Origin of the sequence: Pantoea sp. Seng, assembly GCF_009829935.1 — a bacterium.
Lineage (GTDB): Bacteria > Pseudomonadota > Gammaproteobacteria > Enterobacterales > Enterobacteriaceae > Pantoea > Pantoea communis.
Map to the genome: position 1 here is coordinate 98,727 of NZ_SZZV01000006.1, position 20,811 is coordinate 119,537.

Sequence of the window (20,811 nt, forward strand, 5' to 3'; positions counted from 1 at the left end):
GATACGGATATCAAAATCATGGCACCGTACGTCTCTACGTCCTCAGCCATGAATACCTGATTATTTTCCCATTCGTCTGAATCAAAAAGAATGAGAAGATCTTACGAGCCGTGTAGGACATGGACTACAAATCCTCAGAAAAGCCCAATTAATGTGATTGAAAATTAAGGTTATAGGAGTAATTGAAATATTTTGTAGGACATGGACTACAGGGGCCTGATACGCATTGTTTGTTCTTTATTACTGGGCTACGATTAATAAAACGTCAAAACTCCAAAGGATTGTCATGGCCAATTTCATCATCATTGATGATCATCCTCTTGCCAGACTAGCTATGCGACATATGCTTGAAAAAGAAGGGCATAGCGTTGTTGCTGAATCAGGTGAAGGAGAGGGTGTTGACCAGCTAGTTAGTCAAAATCGTGTGGATGCACTGATTGTGGATATTGATTTGCCCGGGATGAATGGCATTGAAATGATATCTCTATTACGTAAATCAGGTGTCAAATTACCCGCCATCGTGATGAGTGGGAAAAATGCGGACTATTATTCTGTGGAAAGCATGAAAGCTGGGGCGAATGGCTTTATTAGTAAGAAGAATAATCTTGAAGACCTACTACAGGCTATCAATGCAGTCTTTTCTGGCTACGGTTATTTCCCTTTGCGAATGCATCAAGCCTATGAAACATCTGGACCAGAAAATGATAACGAGAGAATTCAAACGCTATCTAAAAGAGAGTTTGAGGTGTTGAAATATTTATCTGAGGGAAAAGAAATCATTAACATCGCAAATCGTATGAAAATCAGTAACAAAACGGTCAGCACCTATAAAACCAGACTCATGGAAAAGTTGGGTCTAAAAAACCAACGTGACATTCTCGATTTTACTCGCAGGAATCATATTAGTTAATGCTACGCTACCTTTTAATTTCGCTGGTTTTCTCTTGGTTTTTCACCGCGCCAGTCTTTGCTGACGCGGTGAGCTTGAAATACACGTCGCTTAGCAATGATGTCGTTTCAGCACCAAATTTAAATGATGAAGAATGGCGGTGGCTTGGGAGAAAACAGGAAATTAATTTGGGTTTTTATGGACTCGCGCAGCCCCCTCTCGTAAACATTGCTCCTGATGATGAATTGTCGGGATACATCCCTGATCTCTCGTATCTAACCCTGCGAAGCATCGGGGTCAGGATGAATTCGTTTCATTTCACGACTAAATCTGAAGCGATAGACGCACTTAAAAACGGCAGCATCGATTTACTCTTTAAGCCGGCAGGAGAATCATTGGCTGGTGAGTCGGCAATGTACTCAAGCGTTGACGTCCTACCTGCCACTCCGGTCATTATCAGTCGCCTTGCTGACACTAAACGTAATGGGTCAAAAAATCTCCCATTGACTCTCTCTCCTGTTTATCCCGCACCCATGAATGTACTGATGGGCATGAGCCAAATTGATGACAGCCGAGCATTGCTTCCTGCCCTGGAAGCTTACTACCTGATTCAGCGAAATTTTGCTGATACGCTTGTCATTACTGACGCTTCCAGTGAAGCCCTGCCTGGCTATCAATTCCTGCTCAGAAAAGATGAACTCGTATTAACCAATGTCATAACTCAAGCTTTGGCGCATTTGAACCAGGAGCCAGCCGGTCGCTCTTTGGCTTCACGTCGAGACGAAGATAATGTTGTGCGCTTTTTCACGTCAGCATTGCCACTGACCTCTGCCGAACAAAGATGGCTTAAGCAGCATCCCGAAATCAGCGTAGCCGCATCTTCATTTATCGCTCCTTTTTTCTTACTGGAGTCTGATGGAGAACAACGAGGTGTAATGCCAGACCTTCTGTCACTTATCAGTGTGAAAACCGGGCTTAAATTCAGATTTGAAGAAGAAGATGACAGCCAAAAGCTAAAAACGCTGTTGCAAAATGACAAGATCCTGATGACCGGCCCGTTAGTGTGGAGTGAAACGCGTAGTAAAGAGTTTTTGCTAACCAGACCCTTTATGTACAGCCCTGAAGTACTCATCACACAAAAGGGGTTTGAAGAGAAGGAGATTAAAACTGCAGCGTTAGTACCTGGTCAGGACGCTACAGAGTGGTTTATGAAGCAAAGACCGGATGTAAAAGTTACTTACGTAGGCAATCCTGGTCTGGCAATGCATTGGGTGGCAGAAGGGAAGGTGGATGCAACCATTAATACGTTGTATAGCAGCCGGTATTTTATTGAAGGTCTTTACCCTGGCACCCTTCAGGTCAGCCGTTCATTACCTGTTCCGGATGCTGCAATTACGTTTGCTATAAATCGAAGTGAACCTGAACTCTACGGGGTTATTAATAAAACCATTGCAGCACTCCCCCCCAGTGCTATCTCACGCATAGTATCTCGCTGGCAAAGTATGCCTGCAGCACGATTTGAGACCTGGAATATTTACCAGCGAGAGTTCTACATTGGGGCCATTGCAGCACTTCTTGTTTTGCTCAGTGCAGGTGTGTGGGCCTTCTTTCTTAGTCGTGAGGTCAAACGTACACGCAAAGCGAAAGTTTTACTCAGAGAAGAGATTTTATTCCGTGACAGATTAATTAATGGGCCGCCGAGGCCCGTTTATGTTGTGGATCTCCATGGTACAATCATTCATGCCAATAAAGCCTTTACTGCATTTTTCACGATTGAGCAGCGTCAGTCATTGGCTTTAAATCTTTATGACACCCGCCACCCCTTATTTCACATATGGACTAAAGTCATTCAGCAGCTTGAAAATGCCGTGCTGATTCATGAAGCCGAATTCGATATTCGTGTAGGAAATACGGAACGTACAGTGAATCACTGGATGACCGCCTATAAAGACAATAACGGTCAGGTGGGGGGTATCATATGTGGCTGGCAGGATGTCACCGATTATTTAAGCATGCAGAAAGAACTATCGCAGGCTCGTACTGATGCCGTGCTGGCGAGCGATACCAAAAGCCGATTTCTTGCCAATATGAGTCACGAAATACGCACTCCATTGAGTGCCATTGTTGGACTACTTGAATTGCAAGTACATGAAGGGCGTAGCGATGCAGAAATGATTCGTGTGGCGCATGCCTCATCACTCAACCTTCTTGAGTTGATTGGTGACGTGCTTGATATCTCTCGTATCGAATCAGGCAAAATGACGTTGCAACCGGATTGGTGCCGGATAAGTGCATTGCTTAACCCGTTAACTAATACCTTCAGTGGCTTAGCGCGCCAGAAGGGTCTGCTGTTATCTCTGGAACTCCCAGAAGTCGAATGGGAAATTTTTGTCGATAACCACCGCTTGCGCCAGATTCTCTCTAATCTCATCGGGAACGCAGTGAAGTTTACCGTGCAGGGAAGTGTGCATATCAATGCCAGGCTGAACACCATCGATGGAGAGCATCAACTCGATATTGAAGTTACCGATACCGGGCCGGGAATCGCTTACGAAGCGCAGCAGAAATTATTTTCACCATTCGAACAGGGGGGGCACTCGACGTCCGGCGGAAGTGGATTAGGGCTGGCCATCAGTCGTGAGATTGCTCAATTAATGGGTGGGGATGTCAAGCTGCACAGCATCCCGGGCAAAGGCACCACGCTTAGTGTGTCGATCCCGGTCAATGTCCGAAGCTCCTCACTGGCTGAGGTTTCCGCCTCGAAACGGCCTTTGGAAACCATGAAGCACTTGCACATTCTTATTGTCGACGATCATCCTGCTAATAGGCTGTTGATCACAAGACAGTTGTCTCTGATGGGACATCGCGTGACAGAAGCCATTGATGGTCAGGAGGGGTTAGCGCATTGGAAAAATGAGCAGCCCGATGTGATTATTACTGACTGCAGTATGCCGGTAATGGATGGTGTTGAGATGTCACAACATATTCGTGAAATGAGCGGAGATGTGGTGATCATTGGGATCACGGCCAATGCGCAGGAGTCAGAGAGACAACGTTGCATTGCTGCGGGGATGAATGATTGCTTATTCAGACCGGTAAGTCTTGAACAACTTGCTAATGCTTTAGAAACACTTACCGATACAGGGCCATCAGATAATGAAACATTGGATTACTGGCTTAACCTTGAAAAAGTCACCGCTTTCCTGCCTGACAGCCCCATGGAAATTAGTCAGTTCATTTCGACGGTGATAACTGAAACACGCCATGACATCAAGCGAGCTAAAGAGGCTGTCAGGATAGATGACTATTCTACTGCCCAACGCTATTTCCATCGAATGGCTGGAACGCTGAGAGTAATTGGTGTCGAGAAAATCACTGATATTTGTGAGTTGCTGGAAGAATTAACAGCAATGCATGAAGAAAAAAGCATTCTGCTGGCGCACCTTTCAACAGCTGAACAAAATTTAGAGAAATTTAACCATGCATTTTTAATATCAGATGCGTACTGCCAATAACCAGGACATTTCATACAAGCAGCTTTTACCCTGTCTGATGTGCATCTCTCTCGTCAACGTGTTTAATACAGGTTTTGATCGAGAAGGATGCTTAAATGTTCAAGTTGACGGTGTTGGACAATGACAAGTGGATTACAGAAGGTATCGCTTATTATTTTGCGGAAAAGCATATTTTAACTTGCATCCCAGAAGAAATAAAATCGAGTGATATCATAAGGCTGGTTGCCGGTTCAGATGTCGTAGTCAGTGAAATTTCCGCTTATGGGAGAGATGTGCAATTTTTCTCAGAGATACTGATGGACATCAGTAATAAATTGCCGGATACACGTTTGATCCTGCTTACTGCTATCGAAGAACCCGCAGTCATCGGTTATATTCATAAATTAATGCCACAAGTTACTATTTTATCCAAACGCAGTGAAATACAAGCATTGGCAGACGTTGTCTTTAACCATAGTGGTGGAGTGGATTTGACAAAAGGGAAAGTGTTCATTGGTCATGAAACAGATTGTTTAACTTCAAGAGAGTTCAGCCTTTTACGCTCTTTCGCCAGCGGACATAGTCTTGTTAATATTGCAAGAACACTTAATGTCAGTGGAAAAACTGTTAGCCATCATCGTAGCAAAATCATCAAGAAACTGAACTGCAGTAATGTGATGGAATTTACTCAACGGCTCATAGATATGGGTTTTTCAATTCAAAACTCCTCAACCCCGACTCAACAACTATAATATTCCCTGATGGTCTGCCCGGTATGGGCACACAGATCATGCTGGATGTTTCCCTTGCTCACTATCATCGGTGCTTTTGCAGAAGGATAACCCATGCGTAATTTTCTGGTGGCGTTGTGCATCTCGTTGAGTGTTCTGACCTTCCCGGCTCTGGCGGCGGGCACATTGAGTGATGGCTGGGAATGGCTGAAGCAGGATGTCTCGCAAACCTGGGAACAGCCTCAGTATTACGATATCTACCTACCGTTTATCAGCTGGCATGCGCGTTTCGCCTACGACAAAGACAAAACCGACAACTACAACGAATCGCCGTGGGGCGGGGGTTTTGGTGTGTCGCGCTACAACGAGGACGGTGACTGGAGCGCGCTGTATGCGATGGCGTTTAAGGATTCGCACAACATGTGGCAGCCGATTATCGGTTACGGCTGGGAGAAAGGCTGGTATCTCGATGAGGCACGCGATGTACGCTTAGGGCTAGGGTTAACCGCTGGCATCACCGCGCGTGATGATTTTGCCAACTATGTGCCACTGCCGATTGTCCTGCCGCTGTTCTCCGCAGGTTATAAAAATCTTAACGTGCAGTTCACCTATATTCCGGGTAGCTACAACAACGGCAACGTGCTGTTTGCCTGGTTCCGCTATGGTTTCTGACAGGGTGCAGCGTTCTCCCGTGCTTAAGTGGCTGAAGATAATCGCCCTGAGCGTGGTTTCTTTGCTGATCATGTTTTTGCTGATTCGTGGATATCAGTCTGAGCAGGGGCCGCCGCTGCATCGCTGGCACACCTGGGCGGCTGATGAAATGACGGTGGAGCAAATAGATCACGCCACCTTCGACGATTATCTGGCGCAGGAAAATGTGATCTTCAAGCAGATGAAACACAACGTCACGGATCAACTTAGCGTTGAAGAGAAAACCTCGCTTAACCGCTATTATGCGCAAAGCCCGGTCTATCCGGCAGGATTTGCCACCGACTGGAACCGTTCGTTTGTACTCAAACCCGCTGGTGAAATTAAAGGCGCGGTGGTGCTGTTGCACGGTTTAACGGATTCACCTTACAGCATGCGTTATCTGGCACAGGCCTATCAGCAACAAGGCTATGTTGCGGTAGTACCCAGGCTGCCCGGCCATGGCACCGCGCCGGGATCGTTAACCAAAGTTGACTGGAAAATGTGGCTGGCCGCGACGCGTCTGGCCGTGCGTGAAGCCACCCGGATAGCGGGAACCCAGGTCCCGTTTCATCTGGTGGGCTACTCCAACGGCGGCGCGCTGGCGATGAAATATGTGCTCGATGCTCAGCAGAATCAAAATCTGCGCAAACCACAACAGGTGGTGTTGTTGTCACCGATGATTGGTGTGACGGCATACGCCCGTTTTGCGGGGTTAGCGGGATGGCCAGCGGTGTTCCCGGTGTTTGCTAAAGCGGCGTGGCTGAATATCGTGCCGGAATACAACCCGTTTAAATACAATTCATTCCCGGTGCGGGCGGCGCGCCAGTCCTGGCTGTTAACCCAGGCGTTGCAGGAACAGATTGTTCAACTCGCACGCGATGGCGAAATACGTGGCTTACCACCGGTACTGACTTTCCAGTCGATCCTCGATTCTACGGTCAGCACTCGAGCAGTGGTCAATGCGCTGTATCGCTATTTACCGGACAACGGCAGCCAGTTAATGATTTTCGATATTAATCAGGCAGCCAATTTGCGCGCGCTGTTCCGGCCTGCACTGTATTCAGCGGTCAACGACTTACTGCCTGCCGCGCCGCGTCATTACGCCACAACGGTGATCACTAACGCGTCGCCCACCACTTATGAGGTGGTTGCCCGCATCACGCATGCCGATCAAACCAACGAAGTGACGCGTCCGCTGCATCTGGCGTGGCCGCAGGATATGTATTCCTTGTCGCATATCGCTGTCCCATTCCCTCTCACCGATTCGCTGTATGGTCGCGAACCCACCGAGAAAAATCGTTATGGCATCAGCCTTGGCACCATTTCACTACGCGGAGAAACTTCCAGCCTCACCGTGGGGCTCGACACGCTGATGCGTAATACCTCCAATCCGTTTTTCACTTATATGATGGCGCAAATTAATGGACGGATTGCCTGCGGCCAGCAGTCGGATCTGCAACAGTGCCTTAAAGAGTGATGACTTTTTTCAGCAGCCCGTTGGCAAGAATCAGTCGGGCCAGCAAAACTGAGAGCACAAAGGTCAGCACAATCAGCGTGAGTTTAGTGGCCAGCGAGTTAATCGGGATCAACGCGGTGACGATATGAAACACCGAGTAGTGCATGATGTACACCCCGGTCATGGTTTTACTCACGGTGGCCAGCAGCGTCTCTTTGAGGGCGACATGGCGGCGAAAGCGCACGCCGCTGGCGGCTAACACCAGTGCGACCACCAGCAGGTAGATTTGTGAGCCGGTGAGGAGGAAAGCATTGCGATCGGCTTTAAACAGCGCGAAGAAGAAGTGCTGCTCGTACAACCAGGTGAACAGATAAATAAACGGCAGGGCGCAGGTAGCGATAAGGGCGACTCTTCTCCGACTCAGCCAGTCGGCAATCACCGGTTCACACAATAGCTGGCCGGTGAGGTAAAACAGTAACCAGGTCCAGATACGGTATTGCGGCGCGAGACTGAGCACCCGCACCTCGGGATAGAGCACCGACAGCAAATCGTAGCCATAGGAAAACAGCAACAGGGCGCCGACCAGCGCGCAAAACGCCAGGCGATGAAGGCTGAGCCAGCTGAGCAGCGGATTGAAGCTGTAGATCACGATAAACGAGAACACAAACCACGGCTGAATCAGATAGCCGCGCTGGTAAGGTTCCCAGAGATAGTAAATCGTCATCCAGAACAGAAACACGATCACCACATTGCGTATCTTGTTGAGCTGCCAGCGTAAATCCTGCTCGGCGTGGCTATCCATAATGCCCGCCACCACAAAAAACAGTGGGGTGGCGATGGTGGAGATAAACGTCAGGAACGCCAGAATCCAGTGGTAATCATAATCGTAGCGATCCTAGGTGTTATACAACGTAAAAAAGGTCACTGCCGCCATGCAGCCGAGTGTCTTAATGACATTCAGCCCGGTGGCGTTCATGTTGACGTCGCTTTCTCAGCGCGGTGGAAGCAGGCATAAATCACCGGCAGAACCAGCAGCGTCAGTATCGTTGCGAAGCCCAGTCCAAACATAATCACCACCGCCATGCTCTGGAAAAACACATCGCGCAGCAGCGGTGCCAGGCCTAATACCGTGGTGAACGCGGTCAGCAGGATGGGGCGCAAGCGCGACGTGGCGGCATACAGAATCGCGTCGTGCTGCGTTTTGTCCTGTTTTTGCTGTTCAATCTCTTCCACCAACACAATGCCATTGCGGATCAGCATGCCGCTCAGGCTCAGCAAGCCGATCAGTGCCATAAAGCCAAACGGAATACCGGTGAGCAAAAAGCCCGGCGTCACGCCGATTAGCGCCAATGGCACCGTGAGCCAGATTGCCACGGCATTTTTTACGGAGCTAAACATCAGCACGGTAATGACAAACATCACCAGATAGCCCAACGGCAACGTGGTGAACACGCCTTGCTGCGCTTCGCTGGAGTTTTCGGCATCGCCGCCCCATTCAATGCTGTAGCCGTGCGGCAGTGGGATCTGATCAATTTGCGGCCGCACGCGTGACAGAATATCACCGGAGGTATCGCTGCTGAGCGGGCTGGGATCGGTCATCACCGTCAGCACGCGACTGCGATCGCGACGCAGAATTAATGGATCTTCCCATTCAAGATTAAAGCCACTCACTACATTACTCAGCGGAAGGTAATGCTGCTGGCTTTGGCTCCACACCAGCACGTTGTTCAGATGATTGGCATCCTGGCGTTCACTGGCGGGCGGACGCACCACCACCGGCAGCAAATCTGCACCTTCACGATATAAGCCCACGCGGCTGCCGGTGAAATTCATTTGCAGCGCGTTATCGATTTCCTGTTTATCCACCCCCAGCTCGCGGCCCAGCGCCGGATTAAACTGTGGACGGATGACCTTGCTGCGGTTTTGCCAGTCATTGCGCACGCTGTCGGTGGCGGGATCCTGCGCGAGGATATCACCCACTTCACTGGCAATCAGTCGCATGCGGTCGGGATCGGGGCCTTTGATGCGTACTTAAATGGCGCTGCCGCCGGAAGGACCAAACATCACCCGTTTGGTGCTGGCATTCACCTGCGGATACTGGCGGGCAATATAGTTATCCACACGGCGTGACAGCGCGGCGATGTTACGCTGATCGTCCATGCGTACCATGATTTGCGCATAGTTGCTGTATTGGCGCTGTCCATTGTAAGTGAGGATAAAGCGCATGCTGCCCTGGCCGACGGTGGTGACCGTAGACACCACGCCTTGCTGCCCGGTGATCGACTTTTCAATATCGCTAGCCATTTGCTCGGTGGCTTTGATGTCCGTGCCGTATGGCAACCACAAATCGACAAAGAAGATCGGCGTATTAGACGAGGGGAAGAAGTTTTGCCGCACGCCACCAAAACCCCAGATCGACAGCGCCAGCAGGGCAGCCATCACCGCAAGCGTGACCGTTTTCTGCTGCAACAGCGCGTTGAGCGTGCGTTGGTAGAGTCGATAAAAACCGCCATCATAGGGCGAGGCTTCAGCGGCGGGTGTTGCCGTGCTACTCGTTTTAAACAGCCACCATTTGATTAACACCGGCGTGATGGTGAGCGCCGAGAACCAACTCAACATCAGCGAAATCAGCAACACCTGGAACAGTGATTTGCAGTACTCACCGGTGGAATCCTGCGACAACCCAATCGGCGCAAACGCCAGTATCGCGATAATCGTGGCCCCTAACAGCGGGAAGGCCGAGCGCCGGATAACAAAGTTGATCGCCGAGGTACGCGATGAGCCTTGCTGACGTGCAATCAATACCCCTTCGACGATCACAATCGCGTTATCCACCAGCATGCTGAGGGCAATAATCAGCGCTCCCAGTGAAATACGCTGTAGCTCAATACCCCACAGATACATGATTAGCAGGGTGCCCAGCACGTTCAGCGCCAGCGAGAGCGCAATAATGATGCCGCTGCGTACGCCCATAAAGATCAGCAGTACACCCACCACAATCGCCAGCGCCATCAGGAAGTTGGTGATAAAGCCGTTGACGGAGTGCGCCACTTCCGCAGCCTGATCGTAAAAGGTGTTGATCTGAATACCGGCCGGTTTTTCGGCCGACATCTGCTGCAGTTTGGCTTCCAGTGCACGACCTACGTCAATCACGTTGACGCCAGGGATAAAGGAGACGCCCATGGTGACCGCTGGGCGGCCGTTGGCGTGATAGATGCTGGAAGGGGATTCGCTCAACCCGCGAGACAGAGTAGCGATGTCGCGCAAGCGGGTGGTGGCAGTGTCGCCAACGGGGCTGATAAGCAGATCGCTCAGCTCATCGATATTTTCAAATTCCCCGGTAGGGTGCAGACGAATCGATTCGGAGCCTGATTTGATCTCTCCCGCGCTGGAGACCACGTTCAGACGGCTCAGTGCGGCGGAGAGTTGCGCAGGGGTAATCCCACGCGCGGCCATTTTGGTCAGCGAAACATCAACGTTGATTTGCTGCGGAATCGCGCCGCCAATCGCCACCTTGCCCACGCCGGGCACCAGAACCAGTTCTCGCCGCAGCTGTTCAGCGTATTGCACTAATTCAGGATTGCTGAAGTTGTCACCGGAAATGGCGAAGAAAAAGCCGAACACGTCGCCAAAATCATCGTTAACGAAAGGCGCCGCCACGCCGGGCGGGAAGAAGCGTGATGCATCACCGACGCGCCGCCGCAGCTCATCCCAGATTTGTGGCAGTTCGTTAGAGTGATAGCGTGACGCAATATTCACCGTAATTTGTGACAGGCCGTTGGAGGAGATGGAACTGACGCTGTCCAGATAGGGCAACTGCTGCAGGGCATTTTCCAGCGGCAGCGTCACCTCTTCTTCCACCTGCTGCGCAGATGCGCCAGGGTATTGTGTGACCACCACGGCGGTTTTAATGGTAAAAGCGGGGTCTTCCAGGCGACCAATATTCAGCAGGGCAAAAATACCCCCTAGCCCTAATAGCAAAATCGCCAGCCAGACGCGAATCGGGTTATCAATAAACTGTTTGGAGATGTCCATTACAGCCCTCGCTCACGCGTCCAGATGCGTACCGGCTGTTGCGCATGTAACTCATTGACGCCTGCTGCGACCACGCGTTCACCGGCTTTCAGTCCACCGGTGATCACCACGCCCTGGTTTGTGACATCGCCGACGACGACCTTACGATCTTCCAGCTTCAGCTGATCGCCGCTGCCTTGCACCACCCAGACATGAGGCTCATTGCGCTGGTGGCTGTCGGGGTTAAACACCGCTTCGACCGGAACGACCAGCGCAGCATGATTAACGTTGGCGGGAAGATTGGCCAGATTGATGGTGACAGTACCACTGACACCGCCCACGGCCGGAAAATCGGCAGGGCGCGGCATGGTTAAGATCACCTGCCAGGTCAGAGTGTTACTGCTACTGCTGCCGGTGTGCTCTTTGTATTCAGCCTGAAATTCGCGATCCGGCAGCGTGTTAATCCTCACTACCGGGCGATACGTCATGTTGCGGATATCCAGCGCGGTGAACAGGTTTTCCGGCACGTTAAACACCACATCAAGCAGGTCGGTGCGCGTTAACGTGGCGATGGTCTGGCCCGCCGCAATCACCTGATGATTACGCACATTGACCGTCGCCGCGGTGCCGCTAAAAGGCGCGGTTAAGGTCATCTGGCTTAACTCTTCACGGGCAATTTGTAAGGCCGCGTTGGCAGCATCGCGGTTCGCGCGCTGCACGTCCATTTCAGCCTGTGAGATCGCCTGGCGGCCAGATAGCGTCTGGAATCGTGCAAACTGTCGCTGAGCGAGGGTGGCGGCGGTCTGTCGTTCGTTAACGCGCTGCTGCGCCTCTCGTGCCACCAGTCTGGCGATCACTTGTCCCTGCGTCACATTGTTTCCCTGGCGAATTTCCAGGGCGTCGATCTGTCCACCTCGTTTAAAGGAGAGGTCGGTGGAATCCCCCGATTCAATGCGTGCGGGGAAGATGCGTTGCTGAGCCTCACCGGAAGACACTACCTCAACCACTTTCACCATGCGCGGCAAAGGAGTAACTTCCGTTTTTTTTTGATCGCAACCTGTTGTTATCAATATAACAATGGCGATCAGCGGAAAATAACGCGTCACGAGTTTGTCCTCAATCAGCAATATTGAATTAATTATTGGCGTTATTATTAGCGAGGTTCTTATTCACCGAGCATTGAAACGACGGCGTAGGTAAATAACCCCACGGCAGAACAGGTTACAATAGCGATAACCACATAAAGACTCAGGCGCAGCAGACTATAGTCCGGCATCGTTACCTCCATTAACAGTGGGCGAAATAGAGTCATCTCACTGCGGACGGATAGGAGTGACGGTTAAGGTTTATTTGTTAAGCATGAGCATAGCTGTGGATATCCAAAAATGTAAAGTTTGATAAACGCAATAACTTTATCGCAACTCATGGAATTTAAATCTGATTTGTTTGATTTAAATAGAGCTTTAAACCACGTTAACAACATAAACACAAAGTGTGGCTTTTCTCGCCATTTCATTAACATAGGGGTTGGTTAATTTATTTTCGTTAAAAACGGCTTATTTATCTTTGGTTTAAATTTACGCTAAAAATTGTTTTTTGATTACGGATGACTTTCCTCATAAAAGCAGAGTGAGTTGAATAGCCTGTGCTACGTTTATAACGTTCATTTCTCTTGTCAAAAGTTTGTCGTATAGATTATTTCCCTACTCAATTTCGTTGGGCAGCCATTAATGACATGTCTTTCAGTTATAAACGGGACTCACCTCAGGCAGTGCGTAGATGTTTGTCTTTGTATTTGTATTTGAAGTGGATCTGTTAATAACGCGATGTCACCGCCTTGATTTCCGAAACAGGATTTGAGGAGAAAGCGATGAATACTGCTAAATCGGAAAGGTCGTACTATCAGCTTTCTGTCGATGAAACCTTGAGCCAGACAGAGAGTTCACTCGAAGGTATCTCGGGTAGTGAAGCAACAGCACGCTTACAACAGTACGGTCAAAATGCCCTGCCACAAAAACCGGGCAAGCCAGCATGGCTGCGCTTCCTCGCCCATTTTAACGATGTACTGATTTACGTGTTACTCGCTGCCGCGCTGCTGACGGCAGTGATGGGCCATTGGGTCGATACACTGGTCATTCTCGGTGTGGCAGTGGTCAACGCGTTGATTGGTCATATCCAGGAGAGTAACGCGGAAAAATCCCTGCAAAGCATACGCAATATGCTCTCCAGTGAAACGGTGGTGATCCGCGCCGGTAACCATGAAACCTTGCCGACCACCGCGCTGGTGCCGGGTGATGTGGTGGTGATCCGCGCCGGGGATCGTATTCCTGCCGACTTGCGCGTGATCGAAGCCCACAATCTTCGCGTCGAAGAGGCGATACTCACCGGGGAATCCACGGTGGTAGAGAAAACCACCGATGCGCTTGCGGGCGAACTTCCGTTAGGCGACCGCACCAATTTACTGTTTTCGGGAACAACGGTCAGTTCTGGTGGCGGTAAAGGGCTGGTGGTGGCTACAGGTGGAGAGACCGAACTGGGGCACATCAACCAGATGATGTCCGATATCGAAAAACACCGCACGCCGTTGCTGGTGCAAATGGACAAGTTAGGGAAAGCCATCTTCCTGATTATTCTCGCGATGATGGCGGCTCTGTTCGTCTTCAGCCTGCTGTTCCGCGATATGCCGGTCTCTGAACTGATGCTGTCATTGATCAGTCTGGCGGTGGCGTCGGTGCCCGAAGGTTTACCCGCCATCATCTCCATCATCCTCTCACTTGGCGTGCAGACCATGGCGAAGCAGCAGGCGATCATTCGCAAGCTGCCGACGGTGGAAACGCTGGGTGCGATGACGGTGATCTGCTCAGATAAAACCGGCACGTTGACCATGAATGAGATGACGGTCAAAGCGGTGATCACCGCCGACCATATCTATCGGGTAGACGGTGACAGCTATGAACCGGTTGGTGCCATTCATAAAGCGGATGACGCCGAACCGATTACCGTCACGGGTGGGTCCTTGCTGGAGCAATATTTACGTACCATCGATCTGTGTAATGACAGCCAGCTGATTAAGGATGAGAGCGGTTTCTGGAAAATCACCGGGGGCCCGACAGAAGGTGCGCTCAAGGTGCTGGCCGCCAAAGGACAGTTGCCGGTGGTCACCACCGAGTTACGCAGTAAAATTCCGTTTGATTCGCAATACAAATACATGTCGACGTTGTACCGCATTGGTGACGAAGAGCGCGTGCTGATCACCGGCGCGCCGGATGTGCTGTTCCGGCTTTGTCAGCAGCAGCAAACCGAGCACGGCCTGCAACCGCTCGATATCAGCTGGTGGGAAGGCAAGATTGAAGAGTATGCGCGCGAAGGGCTGCGCATGGTGGCGGCAGCCTGGAAACCGGCGTTACCGGGACAAACTGAACTCACCCATCAGGATCTGCAACAGGGCGTGATTCTGCTCGGCATTGCCGGAATGATGGACCCGCCGCGCCCTGAAGCCATCACCGCGATTCGTGACTGTCTGCAAGCCGGCATACGCGTCAAAATGATCACCGGAGACCACCCGCAAACCGCGATGAGCATTGGGCAGATGCTGGGGATTGGCAATGCAGGCTCAGCCATCACCGGGCGTGAACTGGAAGTGATGGACGATCACCAGTTGAGTGATGCCGCGCAGGCCTACGACATCTTTGCCCGCACCAGTCCGGAGGATAAATTCCGTCTGGTTCAGGCGTTGCAGAGTAAGCAAGAGGTGGTCGGTATGACCGGGGACGGCGTGAACGATGCGCCCGCCCTGAAGCGCGCCGATGTCGGTATCGCGATGGGTATTAAAGGCACCGAAGTGACCAAGGAAGCCGCCGATATGGTGCTCACGGATGACAACTTCGCCACCATTGCCAGCGCAGTAAGGGAAGGGCGCCGGGTTTATGACAATCTGAAAAAAACCATCTTGTTTATTATGCCCACCAACCTCGCGCAGGGATTGTTGATCATCATCGCGCTGCTGGCAGGGAATCTCATTCCGCTCACGCCGGTACTGATTCTGTGGATGAACATGGCGACGTCGGCCACGCTGTCGTTTGGTCTGGCATTTGAAGAGGGTGAAAAAAACATCATGCGCCGACCGCCGCGCGATCCCAAATTGCATGTGATGGATGGATTCGCCATCTGGCGCGTGGTGTTTGTTGGTTCAATGATTGCGATAAGTGCGTTTGTGCTGGAAGCCTGGCTGCAGCCGCGTGGCTATTCCCCTGAGTTTATCCGCACCGTGCTGTTACAGACGCTGGTTACCGCGCAGTGGTTCTATATGCTCAATTGCCGTGTGTCGGACGGCTTCTCTCTGAGTAAAGGGCTGCTGATGAACAAAGGTATTTGGATCGTTAGCGCGGTGCTGCTGGTGCTGCAACTGCTGATCATCTATGCGCCATTTATGCAGCTGCTATTCGGTACCACTGGACTGCCATTCCGTTATTGGGTCATTACCTTCATCATCGGTTTCGTGATGTTCCTAATTGTTGAAGTCGAGAAACCACTTACCCGGCGATTCAGAACGGCTTGAGTCTGCTGCCGCCCGTCACGCTGGTGTCAGCGAGGCGGGCGGTGTTTAAGACGATACATGTAGATTTCGAGCCAAAAGATGGGATTTAAACGTTGCAGGACATTTGCTGTCATCAAGTCAGAGAGGAAAGTGTCGCACGGGTTCGACAATCTTCACCGGTTTCTTTCTCTTTGGTTTTGTCGCCCTGCACAGTGCTGGCATAGCTGCCTTGGATTTTTCTGGCTCGGTAGTCTTATTCACAGTGATACAGCACGGGCAGTAATGAACATTCGTATATTGCGCTGCGGCGACGGTTAATGCCTGGCTGTGGTTATACATACTGCCAATAAACGCCCGTGAATCGATACCGGGTAATTGTTCACATCCTGCGGTATGCAACAGCAAGCCCCTGCGGGCGTGATCGCAGACGTAATATTTCGTTGCCTTATACATGGTTTTTATCCGTTTGCTGCGTGAGTCAATGGACTCATTAAAGTTTATCGTATTCAATATCTTGTAAATTTGAACATCTCACTACGGCCTGAAACTCAGTTTGCCCACGATGGCTCGCCAAAGTAAACGGAACGATAATACGTGTACCATTTTTTTGCTACGCCTTCATTGTGGACCAGAAGAGAGCCCAGGGTGATTCTATTTTTCCCAAACATCTCGGTATCGGATTTATTGAGGAGATCTTTTTCTACGGCAATAACCGCATCACGACTGTGAACGGTCACACAGGCTATTTCATCTTTTTTGGTTTTCTACGCTCCGCAAATATACCTCATAACCCGACGCAGACAAAATAATCACCAGGGCACTGAGTGCTCCAACCTTAGCGGAAGTCTTCATTCTAAATTCCCTTAAGTGCTTCACAAACAGTCTCCGGTCTAACTAGCGGAAAATCAATAGTATTTTTGGTTTATTTGATGAAATGAATTGATGTGTATTGCCGATGTCGCCGGGTCATTATCTGATAATGGTTGGGATAAAATCTGAATATTACGTATCACAAAAAAATCCTGTGAGATTTATTGAAGAGGGACTCGAACAAATAAAACGGGCATTAAAGCCAAAGTACATCAAATATCCTGGTTAATAACTTGTTAATGGTAGAGTTATGGCATTCTCATGACATTTTTTCCTACATTAATGCTGAGGTCAGAAGTATCTGATGATAAAAACTCACAGCTCACTCATTCAGCAGGACTATTCACATTAATCAATGAATCACCGCGAAGCTGAAACGCTCGTCGTGCATCTGGTCAGATAAAAAGATCAGTGTGTTAAAACAGCAAATGGTTTAACCTTTAACGACCGTCTGCAGTAGATTTAAAGTAAGCTTAATAAAATCAGTGAGTTGATTGAGGTTTTATTGAGCGGCCTTTTGATTGACTGCGACCTGTTCCAGGGGGTGCCCGGTTAGCGGGCTGAGATTCTACCCGCCAGCGTTTTCGCGTTGGCAACGTGGTGACCCTACGAACCTGATCCGGCTAATACCGGCGTAGGGAGCGGAACACAGGGCGACACTGCGTCCTGATCCCATCTTTGTGCTTGTAGCGGACAGACTCTACTCATCAGGCCCGGCCTGAGAAATTTCGCGCAATCGCAACTGGTGGACCCGCATATGACTGAAGCTGCTTTGATCGACGCTTTGCTGACCTTTCTTCAGCGTCAGGACACAACCGACGACGATTTTAACCGCCTGGCGCTCGCCATCTTCGCTTATCAATTCGAACACAATACCCCTTATCGCCGCTTCGCCATGCAACGCGGCCGCACACCCTTTACGGTGAAAAACTGGCGCGCCATCCCGGCGATTCCCATTACTGCGTTTAAGGATCTGACGCTGAGCTGCCATGCCACCGATGACGTCGAAGCGATGTTTATGACCAGCGGTACGACCGGCACGGTGAAAGGTCGCAGCTATCATCCGACACTCGATGTCTGGAAATGCTCAATGATGCAGAATTTCCGCCAGCGCTTTATGGCGGGCGAAGAGCGGATTCGCATGGGCATTTTGTTCCCTGATAATCGGGCGCTGCCCAACTCTTCGCTGGCCCATTACCTGACGTTAGCGGTGGAAAAATTTGGCACCGCCGAGAGCGAAGTGCTGCTGGATGACCGCGGTATCGCGATGGATCGCCTGTTTGCTGCGTTGGAGCAGGCTGAAGCGCAGGGCGAACCTTATGCGCTGCTGGGCGCGAGCTACAGCTTTGTCCATCTGCTCGACGAACTGCAGCGCCAGGGGCGACATTTTGCATTACCCGCTGGCAGCCGAATTTTGGATACCGGTGGATTTAAGGGACAATCCCGTGAGATTGAGGCCGAGCAGTTTTACGCCGAACTCAGTGCGTCGTTGGGCGTGCCGCGCACGCACTGCATCAACATGTACGGCATGACCGAACTGAGCAGCCAGTTTTATGACGATGGCAACGTTGCCTGTCCCTCGGTGAAATCCGGCCCGCACTGGATCCGCACCCGCGTGGTCAATCCGCTGACGGGCGAAGAGGTGCCGGAAGGTGAGATGGGCGTGCTGGTGCACCATGATCTGGCCCACTTCAATTCAGTTTCTGCCTTACTGACCGAGGATGCTGGCCGGGCAGTGGCGGGCGGCTTCCATCTGCTGGGCCGGGTCACCGGAGCGGATGCGAAGGGCTGTTCGCTGTCGATGGAAGAGTTCCTGGCTGCTGCGCAGGGTGCAGTGTGAAAGAGGTCGCGGGTTATCTACCGGGATGTTTATCACCTGAAGAGGTGCAGTGGCGCACGCTGAGTTTTAGCCATCACGGCCAGCATCTGGATGTCGACGTGCCCGATCTGAATCCGGCACAAATTACACTTCTCAGCGCACATCTGCGCGATCACGCTCGCGCTTATCTCACAACGCTGAGCGTGGCGAAGATCGTCGCAATTATTGATGAGGCCATTGCGCGATTGCTGGATCGAAACCATCCACTGCGCCGCAAGGCCGAAATGCTGCTGCCGATTGTCACCGGTTATGATGCTGAGATGATTCGCCTTGGGCTTACCGGATACCTCAAAACTTTTCGACAGCCGCAGCTCAAGCGCTTTTTAGCCGAGGACTTTAACGATCCACAGCTGTTGGATGATTTTCAGCCGCGACCTAATGGCGGCTTCGCACGGGCATTTGGCCCAGATCTGCTCATGCATATCTGGGCAGGAAATGTGCCAGGTCTACCTCTGTGGAGTCTGATTTGTGGATTACTGGTAAAAGCGGGCAGCGTGGGCAAATTGCCCGGTGCTGAACCGCTGATGGCGGGCTGGTTCGCACAACTGCTGGCTGAGATCGATCCCCAACTTGGCGAATGCCTGGCGGTAGTGTGGTGGAAAGGCGGCGAAGCCGAAGCAGAAAAACACTGGTTAACCCAGCCTGACGTGGTGATGGCTTACGGTGGTAATGCCGCGCTGGCTGCAATCAAACAGCAACTGCCTGTGACCACGCGTTTTCTGCCGCACGGCCATAAAATCAGCGTGGGGCTGGTGGGGCGTTCGGCACTGGATACAAGGCAGGGCGTCGATCTGGCGCAGCGCGTGGCCTATGATGTCATACGCTATGACCAGGCGGGCTGTTACTCACCGCAAATGCTGTTCGTTGAACGCGGCGGACGCATTACGCCGCAGGAATTCGCGGAGTACATCGCCCATGAACTCTGTGCGCTGGCGCGCAAATACCCGCGTCGCGCGCTCTCTTCGGCTGAAGTGAACAGCGTGGCAACCTGGCGCAGCCGTGAAGAGATTCGCGCGTTGCAGGACGATCGCATCCTGTTCGGCGAGCCAACGGACAGCTGGTCGGTGGTGGTAGTTGATGGCCCCGAAGCTCTGATGCCGTCGGCACTCGGACGCACGCTTAAAGTGGTGGCCGTTGATCAGATTGAGAATGCGATTGCATTGATTTCGCAGCAGAAAATTTATCTGCAAACGGCGGCGGTGGCGGCCACTCCGCGCGAGCTGTTTGTTCTCGCCGCGCGGCTAGGGCAAGCCGGTATCAGCCGTATTACTGCCTTTGGCAGCATGACATCGCCTGCCGCCGGATGGCATCACGATGGCCGCTTTAGCCTGCTGGATCTGGTCACTTTTACGGAAATAGAGGCATCTGCTGAAACTGCAGCTGAGCGCTTCGCGCCCTATGCGGATTGAATCCACGTTTTTACAGGAGGTAAGAGATGAAATTTGCTGATCAAACGATTCTGGTGACGGGGGCGAGCCGGGGTATTGGTGCAGCTATCGCGCAGGCTTTCGCCGCTGAGGGTGCGCTGGTGGTGGTGAACTACCTGCGCAGTGAAGCCGCAGCGATGGAAGTGGTAAAAAGCTGTGAAGCACTGGGCGGTTCGGCCATCGCCATTCGAGCCGATGTCACCTCAGCAGAGCAGGTAGCGGTGATGATGGAGCAGATCGCTAACACCACGGGTCGTCTGGATGCGGTGGTGAACAATGCTTTCGCACCCTATGTTTTCGATACTGATAATCGACAGCGCTTTTGGGAAACCTCATGGCAGGGCTACCAAAGCCAGTTTGACGGTGCCGTCGGCGCGGCCTACAACGTCTGCCAGGCTGCGTTGCCGCTGATGCGCTCACGCACACGCGGCAGCATTATCAATCTTTCCAGCGATCTGGTGGCCCGTCCCTCTGTTCCTTACCACGATTACGTCACGGCGAAATCCGCATTAATAGGCTTTAGCCGTTCACTCGCCGCTGAACTGGGGCCGCTGGGGATTCGCGTGAACTGTGTTGCGCCGGGTCTGGTCTATCCCACGGATGCCAGCAGTGCGACGCGAGAAGACGTGCGCGATTTTATCACCGCACAAACGCCGCTGCGCCGAATTGCCGAGCCAGTGGATGTCGCCGGTCCGGTGATGTTTTTAGCCTCAGAATGGAGCGAGTTTGTCACCGGGCAAACGCTGTATGTTGATGGTGGGTTGGTGATGGGATGACGGGGGCCGAACGCTGATATTGTTGGCAGCACGATGGGTTAGCGTTAG

11 protein-coding genes, 2 pseudogenes and 1 riboswitch are annotated in these 20,811 nt (G+C 51.5%); of the genes and pseudogenes, 9 read left to right on the forward strand and 4 right to left on the reverse strand.

Features of this window, described 5'->3' with window-relative positions; genetic code table 11:
- The first annotated feature begins 286 nt into the window (after nt 1–286).
- The 5 genes from FD737_RS07835 to FD737_RS07855 all read left to right on the forward strand — a co-directional run bounded on the left by FD737_RS07835 (nt 287) and on the right by FD737_RS07855 (nt 7,281).
- Nucleotides 287–910, forward strand: a complete 624-nt coding sequence (locus FD737_RS07835) for a response regulator (RefSeq protein ID WP_160833185.1) — start codon at nt 287–289, stop codon at nt 908–910.
- The gene (locus FD737_RS07840; RefSeq protein ID WP_160833186.1) at nt 910–4,404 is read left to right on the forward strand and encodes a response regulator; all 3,495 of its coding nucleotides are present in this window, start codon (nt 910–912) and stop codon (nt 4,402–4,404) included. The genes FD737_RS07835 and FD737_RS07840 overlap by 1 nt, the downstream gene beginning before the upstream one ends.
- A 95-nt stretch (nt 4,405–4,499) precedes the next feature.
- Nucleotides 4,500–5,135 carry a response regulator transcription factor gene (locus FD737_RS07845; RefSeq protein ID WP_160833187.1) on the forward strand — a complete coding sequence of 212 codons (636 nt, stop codon included), beginning with the start codon at nt 4,500–4,502 and terminating at the stop codon, nt 5,133–5,135.
- Nucleotides 5,136–5,228: 93 nt separating this feature from the next.
- Nucleotides 5,229–5,786, forward strand: coding sequence for a lipid IV(A) palmitoyltransferase PagP (gene pagP, locus FD737_RS07850; RefSeq protein ID WP_097117704.1), 558 nt, complete (start codon nt 5,229–5,231; stop codon nt 5,784–5,786).
- Nucleotides 5,776–7,281, forward strand: coding sequence for a carboxylesterase (locus tag FD737_RS07855; RefSeq protein ID WP_160833188.1), 1,506 nt, complete (start codon nt 5,776–5,778; stop codon nt 7,279–7,281). Before pagP ends, FD737_RS07855 begins: the two co-directional genes overlap by 11 nt.
- Here the strand turns inward: FD737_RS07855 and FD737_RS07860 are convergent.
- The 3 genes and pseudogenes from FD737_RS07860 to FD737_RS07870 all read right to left on the reverse strand — a co-directional run bounded on the left by FD737_RS07860 (nt 7,271) and on the right by FD737_RS07870 (nt 12,380).
- A pseudogene (locus FD737_RS07860) lies at nt 7,271–8,236 on the reverse strand (acyltransferase). The gene FD737_RS07855 and the pseudogene FD737_RS07860 overlap by 11 nt on opposite strands.
- A pseudogene (locus FD737_RS07865) lies at nt 8,233–11,295 on the reverse strand (efflux RND transporter permease subunit). Before FD737_RS07865 ends, FD737_RS07860 begins: the two co-directional pseudogenes overlap by 4 nt.
- Nucleotides 11,295–12,380, reverse strand: coding sequence for an efflux RND transporter periplasmic adaptor subunit (locus tag FD737_RS07870; RefSeq protein WP_160833189.1), 1,086 nt, complete (start codon nt 12,378–12,380; stop codon nt 11,295–11,297). Before FD737_RS07870 ends, FD737_RS07865 begins: the two are co-directional and overlap by 1 nt.
- Before the next feature lie 764 nt (nt 12,381–13,144).
- Here FD737_RS07870 and FD737_RS07875 point away from each other — a divergent pair.
- Nucleotides 13,145–15,832 carry a cation-transporting P-type ATPase gene (locus FD737_RS07875; protein ID WP_160833190.1) on the forward strand — a complete coding sequence of 896 codons (2,688 nt, stop codon included), beginning with the start codon at nt 13,145–13,147 and terminating at the stop codon, nt 15,830–15,832.
- 117 nt (nt 15,833–15,949) lie between these two features.
- On the opposite strand, the gene FD737_RS07880 is transcribed toward FD737_RS07875, so the two are convergent.
- Nucleotides 15,950–16,264 carry a hypothetical protein gene (locus tag FD737_RS07880; RefSeq protein ID WP_153012301.1) on the reverse strand — a complete coding sequence of 105 codons (315 nt, stop codon included), beginning with the start codon at nt 16,262–16,264 and terminating at the stop codon, nt 15,950–15,952.
- Between the two features lie 947 nt (nt 16,265–17,211).
- A riboswitch (TPP riboswitch) is annotated at nt 17,212–17,340 on the forward strand.
- 98 nt (nt 17,341–17,438) lie between these two features.
- On the opposite strand from FD737_RS07880, the gene FD737_RS07885 reads away from it, so the two are divergent.
- The 3 genes from FD737_RS07885 to FD737_RS07895 are packed head-to-tail and all read left to right on the forward strand — an operon-like array spanning nt 17,439 to nt 20,763.
- The gene (locus tag FD737_RS07885; RefSeq protein ID WP_058960749.1) at nt 17,439–18,521 is read left to right on the forward strand and encodes an AMP-binding protein; all 1,083 of its coding nucleotides are present in this window, start codon (nt 17,439–17,441) and stop codon (nt 18,519–18,521) included.
- Nucleotides 18,518–19,969, forward strand: a complete 1,452-nt coding sequence (locus tag FD737_RS07890; protein WP_160833191.1) for an acyl-CoA reductase — start codon at nt 18,518–18,520, stop codon at nt 19,967–19,969. The genes FD737_RS07885 and FD737_RS07890 overlap by 4 nt, the downstream gene beginning before the upstream one ends.
- A 26-nt stretch (nt 19,970–19,995) precedes the next feature.
- The gene (locus FD737_RS07895; protein ID WP_097117712.1) at nt 19,996–20,763 is read left to right on the forward strand and encodes a 3-oxoacyl-ACP reductase; all 768 of its coding nucleotides are present in this window, start codon (nt 19,996–19,998) and stop codon (nt 20,761–20,763) included.
- The last annotated feature ends 48 nt before the right edge of the window (nt 20,764–20,811 follow it).